The sequence below is a fragment of the Burkholderia sp. BCC0044 genome (assembly GCF_902832955.1).
Classification (GTDB): Bacteria; Pseudomonadota; Gammaproteobacteria; order Burkholderiales; family Burkholderiaceae; genus Burkholderia.
In genome coordinates this window covers 974,833-993,236 of the sequence record NZ_CADFDO010000003.1, presented here as the reverse complement: position 1 = coordinate 993,236, position 18,404 = coordinate 974,833, and the positions used below count along the sequence as shown (strand labels likewise).

Annotated in this window: 14 protein-coding genes; 3 read left to right on the top strand and 11 right to left on the bottom strand. The window is 65.6% G+C overall.

Annotated elements, in window-relative coordinates; all coding sequences use genetic code 11:
• Positions 1 to 8 precede the first annotated feature (8 nt).
• The 3 genes from HWX14_RS21410 to HWX14_RS21400 form a co-directional block, all read right to left on the bottom strand.
• Positions 9 to 1,457, bottom strand: a complete 1,449-nt coding sequence (locus HWX14_RS21410; protein WP_175884374.1) for an aldehyde dehydrogenase — start codon at positions 1,455 to 1,457, stop codon at positions 9 to 11.
• Positions 1,458 to 1,528: 71 nt separating this feature from the next.
• Positions 1,529 to 2,359: a p-hydroxycinnamoyl CoA hydratase/lyase gene (locus HWX14_RS21405; RefSeq protein ID WP_175884373.1), complete on the bottom strand. Its 831-nt coding sequence runs from the start codon at positions 2,357 to 2,359 to the stop codon at positions 1,529 to 1,531.
• A gap of 238 nt (positions 2,360 to 2,597) precedes the next feature.
• On the bottom strand, positions 2,598 to 3,101 hold the full coding sequence (locus HWX14_RS21400; RefSeq protein WP_175884372.1) for a MarR family winged helix-turn-helix transcriptional regulator: 504 nt from the start codon (positions 3,099 to 3,101) through the stop codon (positions 2,598 to 2,600).
• 232 nt (positions 3,102 to 3,333) lie between these two features.
• On the opposite strand from HWX14_RS21400, the gene HWX14_RS21395 reads away from it, so the two are divergent.
• The 3 genes from HWX14_RS21395 to HWX14_RS21385 are packed head-to-tail and all read left to right on the top strand — an operon-like array spanning position 3,334 to position 8,302.
• Positions 3,334 to 3,585, top strand: a complete 252-nt coding sequence (locus tag HWX14_RS21395) for a PAAR domain-containing protein (RefSeq protein WP_175884371.1) — start codon at positions 3,334 to 3,336, stop codon at positions 3,583 to 3,585.
• Positions 3,586 to 3,603: 18 nt separating this feature from the next.
• Complete coding sequence (gene tssI / locus HWX14_RS21390) at positions 3,604 to 7,461, top strand: type VI secretion system Vgr family protein (RefSeq protein WP_175884370.1); 3,858 nt, start codon at positions 3,604 to 3,606, stop codon at positions 7,459 to 7,461.
• A gap of 1 nt (position 7,462) precedes the next feature.
• Positions 7,463 to 8,302, top strand: a complete 840-nt coding sequence (locus HWX14_RS21385) for a hypothetical protein (protein ID WP_175884369.1) — start codon at positions 7,463 to 7,465, stop codon at positions 8,300 to 8,302.
• A 69-nt stretch (positions 8,303 to 8,371) separates the two neighbouring features.
• Here the strand turns inward: HWX14_RS21385 and HWX14_RS21380 are convergent, their stop codons facing one another.
• The 8 genes from HWX14_RS21380 to HWX14_RS21345 form a co-directional block, all read right to left on the bottom strand.
• Positions 8,372 to 9,274: an SMP-30/gluconolactonase/LRE family protein gene (locus HWX14_RS21380; protein WP_175884368.1), complete on the bottom strand. Its 903-nt coding sequence runs from the start codon at positions 9,272 to 9,274 to the stop codon at positions 8,372 to 8,374.
• Positions 9,275 to 9,339: 65 nt separating this feature from the next.
• On the bottom strand, positions 9,340 to 10,359 hold the full coding sequence (araH, locus tag HWX14_RS21375; protein WP_175884367.1) for an L-arabinose ABC transporter permease AraH: 1,020 nt from the start codon (positions 10,357 to 10,359) through the stop codon (positions 9,340 to 9,342).
• A 30-nt stretch (positions 10,360 to 10,389) separates the two neighbouring features.
• Positions 10,390 to 11,937, bottom strand: a complete 1,548-nt coding sequence (gene araG / locus HWX14_RS21370; RefSeq protein WP_175884366.1) for an L-arabinose ABC transporter ATP-binding protein AraG — start codon at positions 11,935 to 11,937, stop codon at positions 10,390 to 10,392.
• A gap of 21 nt (positions 11,938 to 11,958) precedes the next feature.
• Complete coding sequence (locus HWX14_RS21365) at positions 11,959 to 12,972, bottom strand: arabinose ABC transporter substrate-binding protein (protein WP_175884365.1); 1,014 nt, start codon at positions 12,970 to 12,972, stop codon at positions 11,959 to 11,961.
• A 97-nt stretch (positions 12,973 to 13,069) separates the two neighbouring features.
• Positions 13,070 to 13,999: a Gfo/Idh/MocA family oxidoreductase gene (locus tag HWX14_RS21360; protein ID WP_175884364.1), complete on the bottom strand. Its 930-nt coding sequence runs from the start codon at positions 13,997 to 13,999 to the stop codon at positions 13,070 to 13,072.
• 25 nt (positions 14,000 to 14,024) lie between these two features.
• Complete coding sequence (locus HWX14_RS21355) at positions 14,025 to 14,954, bottom strand: dihydrodipicolinate synthase family protein (protein WP_175884363.1); 930 nt, start codon at positions 14,952 to 14,954, stop codon at positions 14,025 to 14,027.
• Positions 14,955 to 15,003: 49 nt separating this feature from the next.
• Positions 15,004 to 16,362 (bottom strand): MFS transporter, encoded by a 1,359-nt coding sequence (locus HWX14_RS21350; RefSeq protein WP_175884362.1) that lies wholly within the window; start codon positions 16,360 to 16,362, stop codon positions 15,004 to 15,006.
• Positions 16,363 to 16,639: 277 nt separating this feature from the next.
• Entirely contained in the window at positions 16,640 to 18,391 is a 1,752-nt protein-coding gene (locus HWX14_RS21345; protein ID WP_089489919.1) for an IlvD/Edd family dehydratase, read from the bottom strand.
• Positions 18,392 to 18,404: the final 13 nt, after the last annotated feature.

The following is an 18,404-nucleotide window of genomic DNA, read 5'->3' as shown; positions in this document are numbered from 1 at the left end:
CGGCTCGCTCATATCGGGTAATGCCGCGGCGTGGTCTGCACGGTGATCCAGCGCAGCTCGGTGAATTCGGCGATCGACGCGCGGCTGCCGAAGCGGCCGTAGCCGCTCGCCTTCGTGCCGCCGAACGGCATCTGCGCCTCGTCATGCACGGTCGGCCCGTTGACGTGGCAGATCCCCGAGTCGATCCGGCGTGCGACCGCCATCGCGCGGGCGATATCGCGGCTGAACACGCTCGCCGACAGCCCGAATTCGCTGTCGTTCGCGAGCGCGACCGCTTCGTCGTCGCTGTCCGCGCGCAGGATCGCGACGACCGGCGCGAACGATTCCTCGCGGTACAGCCGCATGTCGCGCGTGACGCCGTCGACGATCGCCGGCTGCATCGTCGCGCCTTCCACACGGCAGCCGAGCGGCAGTTGCGCGCCATGCGCACGCGCATCCTCGACCAGCGACGCGGCCCGCGCGGCAGCCGACGCATCGACCATCGTGCCGAGCGGATGGCCGGCCTGCGGATCGCCCGCGACCAGCGTGCGCGCCTTCGCGGCGAGCCGCTCGACGAGCGCATCGGCGATCGGCCGCGCGACGATCACGCGCTCGGTCGACATGCAGATCTGCCCCTGGTTGAAGAATGCGCCGAACGCGATTGCGTCGACGGCCGCATCGAGATCGGCATCGTCGAGCACCAGCACCGGCGCCTTGCCGCCGAGTTCGAGCAGCACGGGTTTCAGGTGCGCGGCCGCGTGGCGCGCGATGATGCGGCCGACGTGCGTCGACCCGGTGAAGTTGATCCGCTTCACGTGCGGATGCGCGATCATCCGCTCGACGAGTTCGGGCGCATCGGCCGCCGCGTGCGTGATCACGTTGACCACGCCCGCGCCGAGCCCCGCTTCGTCCAGCACCGCGCCGATCAGCGCGTGCACGCCCGGGCACGCTTCGGACGCCTTCAGCACGACCGTGTTGCCGCATGCGAGCGGCATCGCCAGCGCACGCGTGCCGAGGATCACCGGCGCGTTCCACGGCGCGATGCCGAGCACCACGCCGCACGGCACGCGCATCGCGAGCGCGAGATTGCCCGGTACGTCGGACGGAATCACGTCGCCGTTGATCTGCGTCGTCATCGACGCGGCCTCGCGCAGCATGTTCGCCGCGAGCGTCACGTTGAAGCCGAGCCAGCCGGGCGTCGCGCCCGTTTCGGCCACGCCGGTCGCGATGATTTCGTCGATGCGCGCATCCATCAGGTCGGCCGCCTTCAGCAGCCGGCGGCGCCGCTCGGTCGGCGCGAGCGCCGCCCATGCGGGGAATGCGCGATGCGCGGCGTCGATCGCCGCGTCGGCGTCGGCCACGCCGGCTGCCGGCGCGCGCGACGCGAGCGCGCCCGTCGCGGGGTTGAAGCGGTCGAAGGTGCGGCCGTCGCGGGCGTTGCACCATTCGCCGCCGATCAGCATCCGTCTGTCGGTCATGTCGTCTCCTGCCTTGCCTGTCTCTTGCGATTACGCCGGCGGTGAAGCCGGCGGCTGCGTCGGCGCTTGTATCAGCGCTTGTATGCCTGCAGGCCCGGCTTGATCGTCTTGTCGTCGAGGAACTGCTTCAGCCCCTGCTCGCGGCCGCGCTCCGGATCGCGCAGCTGCGCCTGGTCGAGCTTCGCATACAGGTAATCCTCGCACTGTTCCCACGTGAGTTCGCGCGAACGCTTGAAGCCGTGTTTCGCCGCGCGCAGCACGACCGGGTTCTTGTCCATCAGCCGCGCGGCGAGCGCGATCGTCGCGTCGCGCAGTTCGGCGAGCGGCACGCTGCTGTTCACGAGGCCCATTTCCGCCGCTTCCGCGCCCGTGAACGTGTCGCCCGTCATGATGTAGTGCAGCGCGCGGCGATGCCCGACCGTGTCCGCCATCGCCTTGCTGACGAGGTTGCCCGGCGGGATGCCCCAGTTGATTTCCGACAGCCCGAACACCGCGTTGTCCGCCGCGATCGCGAGGTCGCAAGCGACGAGCGGCGAGAACCCGCCGCCGAAGCACCAGCCGTTCACCATCGCGATCGTCGGCTTGTTGTACATCCGCAGACGGCGCCACTGCCATTCCGATGCGTCGCGCCGCACTTTTTCCTGCAGCGCGTCGGAGCCGCCGTCGATCTCGCGGAAATATTCCTTCAGATCCATGCCGGCCGTCCACGCGGCGCCCGCGCCGGTCAGCACCAGCACCTTCGCCTCGTCATCGAACTCGACCGCGTCGAGGACGTCCAGCATCTCCCGGTTCAGCGTCGGGCTCATGGCGTTGCGCTTCTCGGGGCGGTTCAGCGTGACCCATGCGATGCCGGCCTCCACTTTCACTTCAACGGTCTGCCAGCGGTTGTCGTACTTGCTCATGTCTATTCCTGTCGTTCGTTTCCAGTGCGATTCGGTGCGCAGCCTGCATGCTGCGGACGACTTCATTTAATATCAGGCTACCTGATATTGCAAGCGGCACGAGCGCCGGTGTAAACCCGGAGCGGAATGTGGAGAAAGCGCTGGGGAAATCAGGGAGCGGTCGGGCGGCCGTCGATGGCGTGGGCGAAGCGAGCGCGGGCTTGGCGGCGGGCCCGCGTCGTGAAAACCGGGGAAGCGGTCAGCCGCGCAGGTTGCGCGAGAACAGTTCGAGCGCGCGCTGCACGTGCGCGGCGTCGTCGGCGGAAATGTCGCCGAGCATGCGCGCCTCGAGCGGGCGCAGCACGGCTTCGCATTCGCGCAGCATCGCCGCGCCCGCGTCGGTCAGCGTCAGCAGGATGATGCGGCCGTGCGACGGGTCGGCTTCGCGCGTGACGAAACCGCGGGCGGCCATCACGCTCATCACCTCGTTCGCCGATTGCGGCGTGATCCACGAGCGTTCGGCCAATTGCGCGTTCGACGACGCGCCGCGCGCCTCGAGCACCGACAGCGCCGTGTATTGCGCGAGCGTGATGCCGAGCGGCGCGAGCGCGTCGGTCATGTGACGGCGCAGCAGCCGGTCGAGGCCGCCGATCACGTAGGTCAGGCGCTGTTGCACGCGCGCTTTCGGCTTGTTGGCCGGGGGGCGGGCGGCGTCCTTCGCGGCGGGTTTCGAACGGGCGGGCTTGGTCGGGGTGGAACTCATGGCGCGTGCTGGATGGAATTGCGGGCCATCTTACCAGCAGGTGGGGATGGAATCGCGTAGTCGCTACATCAATCTCAGCGCCCATCCGTGTGCGCAGCTGGATCGTATAAGTACGAATTTATGGGTCGAACTACTAATCAAATTATCGAAAACGGTCGATTTCCATCTTGAAAATTGTGCGACGCTTTGAGACGCGGTAAAAGAACGGCTTCATTCCTCGCACGAGTCATCGATGAAGAACGCACAAGGCCGCGACATGGTTCGCCTGGGAGACGCCACCGATCATGGCGGCACCGTTATCGAAGCCGCCGATGATCTCAAGCATCTCGGCATTGGCGTGGCACTGGACGGACATGGCGTGACCTGCCCGAAATGCGGCGGTGTCTTTCCGCTGCTTGCAAGCGGCCCGCGCACGCACCGTGGCCGCCGGGTCGGATATCTGGGCGACAAGACCGCGTGCGGCGCCACGGTCGTCGGTGCCTGACGCAAGAGGATCAAAATCATGTCGATCCTGAACCAGGCCCGTACGCTGTCCATCTCCGGTGCTGCGTTACCCACTTACGGGATGGATGCGCTCCCGGTATTTGTTCCGGTGCGATTGCAAGGCACCGAAGCAATCGGTCGCATTGAAGAATGCCGTTATCTCGTTACGCTGCGCACCGACGATGCTTACGCGTTTTCTCCGAGCGTCACCGCCAATCTCGATCTGGATAAAGTAGTCGGCACCGAAGTCACCGTTTCCATCCAACTCGACGGCAAAGGCCGTTTCATTCCCGGTTTGGCGGGCAATAGCGGGCTCGGCAATATCGGCGCCGGCACACGCGAAATCACGGGGCTGGTCGAAGCGGCACGGATTGTCGGCCAGGACCGAGATTCGATCCTGTACGAACTCGAATTGCGCCCGTGGCTCTATCGCGCGACGCTGACGCAAGACAGCCGCCTCTTTCAGGAGATGAACGTCGTCGAGATCACCGACGCGGTGCTGTCGACGTATCCGTACACGGTCGACCAGCGTCTGGCGGGCGCATTCCGCGGGGGTTATCCGAAACGCGACGTACAGCGTCAGGCATTCGAGTCGGACTGGGCGTTCCTGCAACGACTGTGGGAAGAATGGGGCATCTGGTGGTGGTTCGAGCACGATGACGGCCATCACCGCCTGGTCTTGTGCGACACGATCGGCGGCCATCAACCGCACGGTCCTGCCTATGAGACGCTGCGCTACCTGCCGCCGGACGGCAAGCACATTGACGAAGAGCACATTCATGCACTGTCGGTAACCAGCCGACTCACGGCAGGCCGTGTGACCGTGACGGACTATGACTACACACGCCCGCGCGCGAAACTGGCGACTACCGAGGAAAACCCGCGCGACACGGCGAGCGCCGACGGGGAAATCTATGCATGGGGCGACTACAGCCAGCCGCTGGCGGGCGCACAAGGTCTCGCGGGCCAGCCCAACGATACGGATCTGGAAGCGCGCCACCTCGCTCGCGTACAGCTTGAGGCGCAACACTGTACGGGGCTGCGTGCCAAGGGCGCAGGAAACCTGCGCGGGCTGACGGTCGGTCGCACGTTCACCTTGACCGGATACCCACAGCAATCCGCGAACCGTGAGTATGTGGTCGTGTCCTGCGCGCTCGACATCGAGGAAATCGGGGGCCGCACTGGCGCCGCGCAAACGTACCGCGTCGATACGCAGTTCGAACTGCTGCCGGCGAATGAGCCGTTCCGCCTGAAGCGCAGTGTCGACAAGCCCGTGTTGAGCGGCCCCGAAAAGGCCGTCGTGGTCGGGCCGGCCGGACAGGAAATCTGGACCGACCAGTACGGCCGCGTCAAGGTGCAGTTCGAATGGGACCGTCAAGGCCCGCACGACGAGCGCTCGGGAATCTGGCTGCGCGTGTTGTCACCATGGCAAGGCATCGACATGGGCGCGACGTTCATCCCCCGGATTGGCCATGAAGTTGCCGTCATGCACTACTATGGCGATCCGGATTTGCCGGTCATTGCGGGTAGCCTCGCGAACGCATTTCGTCAGCCTGCGCTGGACCTGCCACACAATCAGGGCGTGTCGATACTGCGTGGCCGCGAGCACCAAGGCTCGGCATCCGGTCACGTCGCAATCGACGACACGCAGGGGCAAATTCATACGCAGATTGCGAGCGATGCCGGCACATCGCAGCTCAGTCTCGGTAACCTACGGCGCATGCTGAAGAAAAAGGGGCGTGCCGAGGCCCGCGGCAAAGGCTTCGATCTGCGTACCGACGATTGGGGCGTGATGCGAGCGTTGAAAGGCCTGTTCGTCACGACAGATGGTCAACCGGGCGGTGCGGGTCACGCGAAAGACGCGAAGGAGGCAATCGGTCGGCTGACTCGCGCGCGAGAACTGCAAGAGAGTCTGTCCGGGCTGGCGCAACGGCACGACGCACAACGATACGGCGCGGATCAGAGCGAGGTCGTCAAGGCGATCAACGCGCGCAACGATGCGATCAAGGGAAATCCATCGGGGGATCCGGACCACTTTCCCGAACTGACCGAAGCCGACATCGTGCTGGCCGGGCCGGCGGGCATCAGTCTGGCCGCCGAGCGCGGTGTCCATATCGCCAGCAACGAGGATGTGGCCGTGACGAGCGGCCGGCATGTCGGCCTGGCCGTGGGGCGTTCTCTGCTCGCGAGTGTGTCGAACGCGTTCTCGCTATTTGTGCACAAGGCGGGCATGGCGCTGGTCGCCGCAGCCGGGAAAGTGCGGATCGAAGCGCAGACCGATGGTGTTGACCTCGCTGCGAAGAAGACGATCAACATCACAAGTACGACCGACAGTATCCATCTCCACGCAGCCGAGGAAATCGTGCTGCACGCCGGCAGTACGGAGGTCCGCATCAGCGAACGGGGCTATGTCGTCAAGACGGCCGGCGAGCACACGATCCACGCGGGCAGTCATCAGACTGACGCTGCGCAGGTGCGGCCGATGCGCCTGCCGGTCACGCCCGAGCATCCAGGGCAGTTCGCGGCGCACTTTGTGCTGCTGGAACACGACAGCGGGTTCGCGCTACCGAACCAGCCGTACCGCGTCACACTCGATAACGGTCGCGTGATCGAGGGGGTGAGTAACGAACTGGGCGAAACGGACGTGGTAACGAGCCATGACATCGCGTTCGGTACAGTGGAACTGCTGGCGGCGAGCGATCCGGACAAGGTGATTGCGGTCAACCGGGCAGCCATCGTGCGTGATAACGCGACGCCCTACACCGCCAAGGCACCGAATGCCGACAAGCGCACCGCGACGATCAAAGGCAAGAAGGTCAACACCCCAGAGCAGGGGGCGACGTCCGAAAGTCAACCGGCGGCATTCGCGACCTGCGATCCGCTCAACTTCGGATTGCGTTTCCATCACTTCGTTGACGAGGCTAAACAGGGCGATACGCCTCCGGACATGCCAGTGCGCCGGGATGTTGAGTATCCGGTGACGAAGGCCTATACAGCGGCGATCAAGAAAGCGCTCACCGGGATCGAGTGGAGCAAGTTCAAAACGTTGAGTGGCGAGGTATCGAACGATCTGAAGGAAAGTATCGCGCTTGCGGTTGGCAATGTATTGAATACCGCCCTTGCGACGGGGCCATTTGGGTTGCCCAGGGGGGCGTCGGGTGACCCGCTTAGATCAAATGGCGTGACTCCAACGATCGATATTGTTAATGAAAAGGAAGGCAGAGCCAGATACAACATGCGCCCGGATGTCAGCGCATCATTTATTGGAAGCCGCTGGTCAATAGCTATCCAAGAGAGAGAAATCACGAAGATCATTTCGTCATCGAATAATGCGATCGCTTTGGATGGGTCCCTGCAGGCTTTCGCGGATTTGCTTTATCACGAAGCGCGGCATTGCCAACAAACATTCTGGATGATGGCCCTGCTCCAACAACATCCGATCGAATATGTGATGTTCTCGAAAGCAATTAATATTTATAAAACAAATATTCGCAAGAATGTCTTTGAAGTAGCCGAAAAGACGCGACTTCCAGATGACACGAGGGTAATGACGGGGCTGCATCGCATGTTGGTTTTCCACTATTACTGGACTATTTCCTACATGCAAAATCAGACAGGCGGAGCCGATGTGAAGCCTGATGTACAAATTGCACAGGCCGAAGTTTGCAAGCTGTTGAGGGTGTCGCCAGAAACGGCGGCCAAGATGGTGAGTTTCGAAGAGGGTTACCGGAGCCAGTTACATGAAGAAGATGCCTATGCGTGTGCGGAAGTGGTGCAAGCCTATTGGGACCGTCCTGATCGTGCTTTCGTGCGTAATCCCGGTACATGCACAGGAGAATACGATGCTTCACTTAAAACCATTGGAGGAGGGATTTAGAATGCAGACGACCGACGAAGAACAGCGCGTCATGCTGCGAACCATCCTTAAAACCTCAATGGAAATCCTGCGGGATGATGCGGCATACGATCCGGAGCACATTGTCTTCGGAACAAACTACACGACGTGGACACACCCCCCTGCGAAAGGGTTTCTCTACAAGTATGCAAATCGCTCGCTATATGGGACGAAGATTGAGTTTTCAACAGGTGACGATCCAGAGAACTACAGCGATGATCGAAATAAGGTGAAGATTGTTCCGGCTGGGGTCAGAATAGTCGTTGACGCAAGGGTTGCCAATCTGCCTGATACGGAAATCAAATCGCTTCTCCAGTTAGAAGACTTTTGGATTGACTCACGCGGGAATCGTGAATATGGAAACGAAATGAGAGGGCGCACCCCCGATGCTCCCAATTTACAGTCCTTTCGCTACCGCTCGAAAGATATTCCGGGCAGTAAATTTCCGATCGATGTCGATCTTGCTTACATAAATCCGCTAGATGGATCATCTCCGCAGCAATTGTGGATAGTCGAAATACGCCGCACATACAGAATCTTGGCACCAGAGGAGCGCAAGCAGCGCCGCTTGGAAGAGCAACAAGCGAAGCGCCATAAATACGGGTTGATGAATCTGTGTACGGGCATGCTGTGCCCTGAAACGGGGATATGGCAGGGATATACCAAGACCTCCGATTCGGATATCCACCTGATTCGAAAGGGACAAAAATTCCCCGATGTTCGCAAGCTGACTCCTCGGGAACAGGCGGAACGAGGTCAGTACACGAACCTCTTTGAGCCGGGACAGTGGATGTGGGTGGAGGAATATCAGGAGCCGTCATAAGCAAGGTGCGACCTGAAACAGCTGGGATTGCTGTCCGCCTGCTAGGCCTTTCCCGCCAACATCCGCCATTCAGGCCGCGGGCATACCCGCGAACCGCGCCGTCGGCAACCCCGCGTAGCGCGTCTGCGCGACGAACACACCGCCCGCATGCGCATCGCTCGCCAGCGCATCATCGCTCAGCCCAACCCGTGCACTCGTCACATACAACCGGCCGTCACCGTCGATCGCCACGCAGCTCGGCTGCGCGGTCGGCACTTCAACGCGATCCGTCTCGATCCCGTCCGGCCCATAACGCACCACCCGCCGCCCACCCCACTGCGCATTCCACAGCCCGCCGTCACGATCGACGATCGAGCCGTCCGGGTCGCCGTCCACATCCGTCAGCCGCGCGAACGGCCGCACGTTGGCCACGTCACCTCCCGCACGGTAATCGCACACAAAAATCTCACGCACCAGCGAATCACAGAAATACATCTTCGACCCATCCGGCGAGAACCCGATGCTGTTCGCGATCGCGGCCGCCGGCAACGCGAGCCGTTCGAGCGTCAGATCGGAATTGAGCCGATAAAACCCACCAACCGCGCGCGGCGGCTCGCCGCCTTCGTCCTTCATCCCGAACACGAATGCACCAGCCCCGTCACAGCGCCCATCGTTCAGCCGCGTCGGCAGCTCAGGCTCGACGTCGACGATCCGAGTAAACGCGCCGCTCCGCAGATCGAAAAACGCGAGATGCGTCGCGAGCCCGACGAGCAGCACGTCCGGATCGTCGGTCAGCGCAAAGCACGCGAGCCGCTCAGGCATCACCCATTGCACGAGGTCCGAGCCATCCGCCCCGCAGCGCCACAGCCGCGCGCCTTCGATGTCCACCCAGTACAGCGCGTGCGTCCTGTCGCACCACGTCGCGCCTTCGCCGAGCGTGTTGCGGCTGTCGGCCAGCAGCGTCGCCGCCGTGCCCGGATGAGTCTGTTGCATGCCGTCTCCCGATATCTGATCTGTCGCGTTCGCGGGCGGCCGCGCAATCACCGAAATCACCGAAATCAGATCTTCATCGCGCGCCGCTGGTTGCGACGATACTGGTCGAACAGCACCGCGAGCAACAGAATTCCGCCGCGTATCAGATATTGGTAAAAGGTCGGCACGTTCAGCAGGCTCATCGCATCCTGCACCGAGCCCATGATCAGCACGCCGACCAACACGCCGGAGATCGTCGCGACGCCGCCCGTCAGCGACACGCCGCCGAGCACGCACGCGGAGATCACGCCGAGCTCGAGGCCGACCGACGTCTTCGGATCGCCGAGGCTCATCCGCGACGCGAGCATCACGCCGGCGAAGCCGGTCACGAGCCCCTGCAGCACGAACACGGCGATCTTGATGCGCATCACCGGCAGCCCCGCGAGCAGCGCGGCCTCGCCGTTGCCGCCGACGGCCAGCACGTTCTTGCCGAACACCGTCTTGCGCAGCAAAAAGCCGAACACGACGAAGCCGATGATGTTGCTCCAGATCGGAAACGAGATGCCGAGGAACGAGCCGCCGCCGAGATCGAAGAAGCGCTCTTCCGAGATCATCACCGCGTCGCCGTTCGACGTGATGAACGCGAGCCCGCGCACGACTTCCATCATCGCGAGCGTGACGATCAGCGAGTTGATCCGGTAGCGCGCGATCAGCACGCCGTTCACGAGCCCCACCGCGCCGCCCGCGAGCACGCCGGCCGCGACACCGAGCACGATGCTGTGCGTCGCGGTGATCAGCGTCGACGCGACGACGCCGGAAAACGCGACGATCGACGCGACCGACAGGTCGACCTCGCCGAGCGCGAGCACGAACATCATCGTCACCGAGATCGAACCGATCAGCGTGACCGACAGCAGCAGGCCCTGGATGTTGCGCGGCGTGAGGAAGTCCGGCACGGTCAGCGACAGCGTCGCGAACAGCACCAGAAACACCATCACGATGCCGGAGCGGTTGATCAGCTGCCACACGCCGCCGCGCGGGCGGGCGGCCACGGCGGGGGTATCCGGGGAGGGGGTAGTCCGTTGGGGTTGCATTGCCTGGCTCATAACGTTTGCTTTCCGGTTGACTGCGGGCCGCTAGCGCGGCAGCGCGAGCTTGATCAGCGCGTCGGGCGTCGCGTGCGCCTTGTCGACCTCGCCCGCGATCCGTCCTTCCTTCATCACGACGATGCGGTCCGACACGCCGATCACCTCGGCCAGATCGCTCGACACGAGGATCACCGTGCGGCCCGCTTCCGCGAGTTCGTAGAACAGGTTGTAGATTTCCGCGCGCGCGCCGACGTCGATGCCGCGCGTCGGCTCGTCCATCAGGAACACGTCGATACGCTCGGCCAGCCAGCGCGCGAGCACGACCTTCTGCTGGTTGCCGCCCGACAGCGCGCCGATCGGCGTTTCGCCGTCGCGGGTCTTGATCGCGAGGCGCTCGATGTATTTCTGCGCGAGCTCGCGTTCGCGTCGCCCGTCGAGCAGCACGCGCGCCGGGCTGAAGTGACGGCGCGCGCTGATGTTCAGGTTGTCGGCCACCGACGCGATCGCGACGATGCCTTCCTGCTTGCGGTCTTCCGGGCACAGCGCGATGCCGGCGCGCACCGCGTCGCGCGGGCTGCCGAACGCCACGCGCTTGCCGTTCAGCTCGACGTGCCCGGCCGTCGGCCGCACCGCGCCGTACAGCAGCTTCATCAGCTCCGAGCGGCCCGCGCCGACGAGCCCGAAGAAGCCGACGATCTCGCCGCGCCGCGCGGTGAACGACACGGGCTCGGCCAGCCCCGGCCCCGTCAGCCCCTTCGCCTCGATCAGCACGTCGCCGGCCGGGCGCGGCCGGTAGCCGTACACGTCCTCGATCGAGCGGCCGACCATGCAGCCGATCAGCCGGTCGCGATCGAGATCGGCGACGGAGTCGAACGTGTCGATGCGGCGGCCGTCGCGAAACACCGTCACGCGGTCGCACAGTTCGTACACTTCCTCCATCCGGTGCGTGACGTAGATGATCGCGCGGCCTTCCGCGCGCAGCGCGCGGATGATCCGGAACAGTTGCGTGGTTTCGCGCGCGGACAGCGAACTCGTCGGTTCGTCGAACGCGATCACGCGCGCGTCGCGCATCAGCGCCTTGCCGATCTCGATCATCTGGCGCTGTCCGATCGACAGATACTTCACCGGGATGCCCGGATCGATGTGCTCGCCGAGCCGCTCCAGCGCATCGAGCGCGCGCGCGGCGAGCGCACGTTCGTCGACCACGCCGAGCCGGCTCGGCAATTGCCCGAGCATCAGGTTTTCCGCGACCGTCAGCTCGGGCACCAGATGCAGTTCCTGGTAGATGATCGCGATGCCGGCCTCGAGCGCCGCGCGCGTCGACGCGAAGCGCTGCTCCGCGCCGTTCAGCGTCAGCGTGCCGGCCTGCGGCTGGTTCACGCCGGACAGCACCTTCAGCAGCGTCGATTTCCCCGCGCCGTTCTCGCCCATCAGCCCGTGCACTTCGCCCGCGCGCACCGACAGCGACACCGCATCGAGCGCACGCACGCCCGGAAACGTCACGGTGATGCCGTCGAGCGCGAGCAGCGGGCCGTCCGGCGGCGTACCCGCTTCGGCGTCGTGGCCGGACACGGCCGTCATCGTCTGCATCGTCATCGCGTTCTCGCCTCGCCCCGCTCAGATACCGAGTTCGGCGCGCACGGCCTGCCAGTTCGCGCGCGTCATCAGCTTGCCGCTCGTCTGCGTGTCGGCCGGCGGCGTCTTGCCGTTGCGGATCCAGTCGACGAGGTTCTGCGTGCTGTCCTTGCCGTGGTTCGTCGAGCTGACCGCGATCGTCCCGTAGAAGCCGGTCGGCTCCTTCTTCTGGAACTCGGCGAACGCCTCGCCCGCGCCGTTGATGCCGACGCCGATCACGTCGGCCGCCGGGATGTGCAGCTGTTCGGTCGCGCGCACCGCGCCGAGCACGGTTTCCTCGTTCAGCGCGTAGACCACCCACTTCTTCACGTTCGGGTGGCGTGCGAGCACCGGTGCCGCCGCGCTGAAGCCGCCTTCGTCGTCGGTCGTCTTCTGCGGCGCATCGAAGATGTTCTCCTTGCGGAAGCCGTTCGCGAGCAGCGCCTGCGTCGCGCCGTCGGTGCGCAGCTTCGCGGTCGGCAGCTCGTAGTTCGTGATCCGCAGCGCGCCGACTTCTTCCGGCTTCCAGCCGCGCCGCTTCATCTCGTCGGAGATCGCCTGGCCGACCTGGTTGCCGATCTTGGTCGCCGACATCCCGAGGTGCGGCACGTTCGGCAGCGGCTTGCCGCTCGAATCGACGAGCTGGTCGTCGACCGTCACGAACTTCATGTTGTAGCGCTTCGCGCGCGACGCGATCGCCGGCCCGAGGCGCACGTCCGGCGCACAGATCACGAAGCCCTGCGCGCCTTGCGAGCCGAGGTTGTCGATCGCGGCCAGCACCTTCTCGCCGTCCGGCGTGCCGATCTTCACGACCGAGAAGTTCTCCTTCTGGCCGAGCGCGGACGCCGCGTTCTGCTCGTTGATGAACCACGCCTGCTCCGGCATCTTCACGAGGAAGCCGATCTTCAGCGGCGCGTCGGCGTGCGCGGCGCCCGTCATCCCGAGCGGCGCGATGCAAAGCGCGGCCAGCAGCGCGCGCAGGGTGTGTCGACGGATCGTGTGAGTCGTGCGGTTCATGGGTGTCTCCTTTGTATCGGCAGATGCCGTGATGTGTGTCGAAATATCAATCGATCGTCGCGCGCGCTTCATGCTTCATGCCGAAGCGCACGCAGGTTCAGCGGCCGAACGCGTCGGTCTGCACGCGCCGGCCGAACAGGAAGGCATCGGCGACGAGCCGCAGCGGCCGCACGTCGACGTCGCTCTCGCCACGCGCGATCAACGCGTGGAAATGCGCATACAGCGCCGGGTACTCGCGTTCCGGCCCGATCTCGACCGGCTCGCCCGCGATCGACAATTGCGCGCCGCCGCGGCTGATCGCGAGCACGCCGTCGGCCGTGTCGACCGCGATCTCCCATTGCTCGACCGGGCCGTGCCGCCAGTCGAATTCCGCGCGCACCGGCACGCCGTCGGTATCCGCGCAATCGAGTTCGGCTGCGATCGGCATCTGTGCGTCGCTCGGCACGATCAGCGTCGCCTCGCGCAGCACGAGCTCGCGCGGCAGGATTCGCGTGACGATCGACAGCGCGTTGATGCCGGGATCGAACACGCCGAGGCCGCCCGGCTCCCAGATCCACTGCTGCCCCGGATGCCAGCGCCGCACGTCTTCCTTCCAGCGCACCTGCACCGCGCGGATCGTGCGCGTGGCGAGCCACGCACGCGCCGGCTCGACCGCACTCGCGCAGCGCGAATGCCAGGTCGCGAACAGCGTGAGGCCGCGCTCGCGCGCCAGCGCGTCCAGCGCGGCCACTTCGCCGAGCGTCGCGCCCGGCGGCTTCTCGAGCATCACGTGCTTGCCGGCTTCGAGCGCCGCGCGCGCCTGCGCGTAGCGCACCTGCGGCGGCGCGCACAGCGACACGGCGTCGAGTTCGGGCTCGGCGGCCAGCAGCGCGTTCAGATCCGGATAATTGCGCACGCCGTTGACTTCCGCGTGACGGCTCGCACAGGCAGTCAGCGCGAAGCCGGGTTCGGCGGCGATCGCCGGCAAATGCTGGTCGCGGGCGATCTTGCCGATCCCGACGACACCCAGCGAAACTGGATTGCTCATCGTGTATCTCTCCTTCGCGAATCGCTCAGCGCGCCCAGCGCAGCACGAGCGGATCGAGCCGGCGCGCGATCGCGAGCAATTCCGCGCGCGTGTCCGGGTGCAGTTCCGGCATCGGATGCCGCGGCCGCTCGCACGCGATCACGCCGCCTTCGCGCATCAGCGCCTTCGCGGTGAGGATCCCGGACTGGCGGTTCTCGTGATTGATCAGCGGCAGCCACGTCTGGTAATGCGCGAACGCATCGTCGTGGCGCCCTTCGCGCCATGCTTCGAGGATCGGCCGGATGCCGTCCGGGAAGCCGCCGCCCGTCATCGCGCCGGTCGCGCCCGCATGGAGATCGGCGAGCAGCGTGATCGCTTCCTCGCCGTCCCACGGCCCCTCGATCGCATCGCCGCCGAGCCGGATCAGCTCGCGCAGTTTATTCGCCGCGCCCGGCGTCTCGATCTTGAAGTACGCGACCTGCTCGATCTCGCGGGCCAGCCGCGCGAGGAACGGCGCGGACAGCGGCGTGCCGCTCGCGGGCGCGTCCTGGATCATGATCGGGATGTCGATCGCATCCGACACGCGCGCGAAGAAATCGAAGATCTGCGCTTCCGGCACGCGGAACGTCGCGCCGTGATACGGCGGCATCGTCATCACCATCGCCGCGCCGAGCTGCTGCGCGCGCAGGCTCCGTGCCGCGCAGATCTGCGTGCCGTAGTGCGACGTCGTGACGATCACCGGCACGCGGCCGGCGACGTGTTCGAGGATCGTGCGGGTGAGCACGTCGCGTTCGTCGTCGGTGATCGCAAACTGCTCGGAGAAGTTCGCGAGAATGCACAGCCCGTCCGAGCCGGCGTCGATCATGAAATCGACCGCGCGCTTCTGGCTCGCGAGGTCGAGCTCGCCGGTGTCGGAAAACGTCGTCGGGACGACGGGGAAGATGCCGCGATAGCGCGGGGTGCTGCTCGATGTCATGGTGGGTCCTGCGTCAGTCGAATCGGCGTTCAGCCGGAAAACAGGGCGTTCAGGATTCGCGGGCGAATGCGCCCGCGGCCGGCTCGGGCGCGCGCAGCGCGGCCCGGACCACGAACGTCATCAGCACCGCGAACAGCAGCGTCGCCGCGAGAAAGTACAGGCCGGCCGCGAGGCTGCCGGTCGATGCCTTGATCAGCCCGATCCCGTACGGCCCGACGTAGCCGCCCAGGTTCGCGAGCGAATTGATCGCGGCGATGCCGACCGCGGCGCTCGTACCGGCCAGGAATTCGCCGGGCAGCGCCCACACGACGGCCTGGATCGAATAGAGCGAAAACGCGGTGAGGCAAATGAACATGAATTGCAGCGCCGGTTGCCGCACCCACGCGCTCGCGGCCATCGTCACGGCGGCGGCCGCCGACACGACGACGATGTGCCAGTAGCGCTCGCGCTTGCGGTCCGAGTGGCGCGGCACGACGAGCAGGCCAACCACCGCGAACAGGTACGGCACGGCGGACAGCAGGCCGGTCGTCGCATCGCCGGTGCCGAACGCGTGGATGATCGTCGGCAGCCACAGCGACAGCCCGTAGATGCACAGCGGGAACGGCAGGAACAGCGCGGCGAGCAGCAGTACGCGGCGGTCGCGCAACGCGGCGAGCGGATTGCCGTGCGAATCGGGGCGATAGGTGTCGCGGTCGGCGGCGAGCTGCCGCGCGATCCAGCGGCGCTGGCCGTCGTTCAGCCAGCGCGCATGCGCGGGCGATTCGGGCAACAGCCGCAGCGTCGGCCACGCGAGCAGCACGGCCGGCAAGCCGCTGACGACGAACAGCGTCTGCCAGTCCGACAGGCCGAACCACCCGTGCGTGGACAGCAGCCACCCGGCGAGCGGCCCGGTGACGATCCCGGCGAGCGGTTGCGCGAGCACGAGCAGGCCGATCACGCGGGCGCGGTCGCGCATCGGGAACCATTGCGTGAGGAAGTACAGGATGCCGGGATAGAGACCGGCTTCGGCCGCGCCGAGCAGGAAGCGCAGCACGTAGAAGCTGGTCGGCCCCTGCACGAGCGCCATCGCCATCGTGATCGCGCCCCAGGTCGCGAGGATGCGCGCGAACCACACGCGTGCGCCGAAGCGGCCGAGCGCGAGGTTGCTCGGCACCTCGCACAGGAAGTAGCCGATGAAGAAGAGTCCTGCGCCGAGCCCGTACGCGGCGTCGCCGAGGCCGATCGCCGCGTTCATGTGAAGCTTCGCGAAGCCGACGACGGTACGGTCGACGTAGGCGACCACGTAGATCAGCGCGAGGAACGGCACCAGCTTGCGCGTGAGCAGGCGGGTCAGTTGCCGTTCGTCGACGGCTGCCGGCGAATCGGACTGCTCCGCCGCGGCCTGCGCGGGCGTGTACTGCGTCGTCATCTTGTCTCCTGTCGGCCCACGTTAGCGCTTTAGCGCTTACGTACGTCCCATGCATCGCGGTCGGCCCACGTTAGCGCTTCAGCGCTTACGTGGGCCCCATGCATCGCGGTCGACGTACGTTGGCGCTTCAGCGCTTACGTACGTCCCATGCTTCGCGGTCGGTCTGCGTTAGCGCCTCAGCGCTTGCGCACACCCCATGCTTCGCGGCCGGCCCACGTCGGCACTTCAGCACTGACGTAGGCCGCGTCCCTGCACAACCGGCTATACCACCCGCCGCTCAATGCGAATGGCTCGGCACGTCCGCGCCGCGCATGCCGACCAGGAAGTCGAGGTCGCACCCCTCGTCCGCCTGCAGCACGTGATCGATATACAGCCGCGCATAGCCGCCCTTGCCGAGCTGGCCGGCCACGCCCGGCGCCGCGGTCGGATCGACGTCCGACAGGCGGCGTTGCAGCTCTTCATCCGTAATGTCCAGATGCAGCGTGCCGGCCTCGCAGTCGAGTTCGATCCAGTCGCCGTTGCGCACGGCCGCGAGCGGCCCGCCGGCCGCGGCTTCCGGCGCGACGTGCAGCACGACCGTGCCGTACGCGGTGCCGCTCATCCGCGCATCGGAAATCCGCACCATGTCCTTCACGCCCTGGCGCAGCAGCTTCGGCGGCAGCCCCATGTTGCCGACCTCGGCCATGCCCGGATACCCGCGCGGCCCGCAGTTCTTCAGCACCATCACCGAGCTCGCATCGATGTCGAGCGCTTCGTCGTTGATCGTCGCCTTGTAGTGGTCGAGGTTCTCGAACACCACCGCGCGGCCGCGATGCTTCAGCAACTCGGGGCTCGCCGCCGACGGCTTCAGCACCGCGCCGCGCGGCGCGAGATTGCCGCGCAGGATGCAGATGCCGCCGTCCGCGATCAGCGGCCGGTCGAGCGGGCGGATCACTTCGTCGTCGTAGTTCGGCGCTTCGCGCACGTTGTCCCACAGCGACTTGCCGTTGACCGTCAGCGCGTCCGGGTGCGGCAGCAGCCCGCCTTCGCCGAGCCGGCGCAGCACGGCCGGCAGCCCGCCCGCGTAATAGAACTCCTCCATCAGGAAGCGCCCCGACGGCATCAGGTCGACGATCGTCGGCGTGTCGCGGCCGATGCGCATCCAGTCTTCCAGTTCGAGCGGCACGCCGATGCGCCCGGCGATCGCCTTCAGGTGGATCACGGCATTGGTCGAACCGCCGATTGCCGCGTTCGCGCGGATCGCGTTCTCGAACGCCGCGCGCGTGAGGATCTTCGACAGCACGAGTCCTTCGAGCGCCATCTCGACGATGCGGATGCCCGACATGTGCGCGAGCACGTAGCGGCGCGAATCGACGGCCGGAATCGCCGCGTTGTGCGGCAGCGCGACGCCGAGCGCCTCGGCCATGCACGCCATCGTCGACGCGGTGCCCATCGTGTTGCAGGTGCCGGCCGAGCGCGACATGCCGGCTTCGGCGGACAGGAAGTGATGCACGTCGATCTCGCCGGCCTTCAGCGCTTCGTGCAGTTGCCACACGGCCGTGCCCGAACCGATGTTCTTGCCCTCGAGCTTGCCGTTCAGCATCGGGCCGCCCGACACGACGATCGCCGGCACGTCGCAACTCGCCGCGCCCATCAGCAGCGCGGGCGTCGTCTTGTCGCAGCCGGCGAGCAGCACGACCGCGTCGATCGGGTTGCCGCGGATCGCTTCCTCGACGTCCATCGACGCAAGATTGCGCGTGAGCATCGCCGACGGCCGCAAGTTCGATTCGCCGTTCGAGAACACCGGGAACTCGACCGGGAAGCCGCCCGCCTCCGAGATCCCGCGCTTCACGTGCTCGGCGAGCTTGCGGAAGTGCGCGTTACACGGCGTCAGTTCGGACCACGTGTTGCAGATGCCGATGATCGGCCGGCCGTCGAATTCGTGATCGGGAATGCCCTGGTTCTTCATCCAGCTTCGGTACATGAAGCCGTTCTTGTCGTTCGTGCCGAACCATTGGGCGGAGCGCAGCCTGGGTTTTGTTGCCGACATCGTCAGTCCTGTG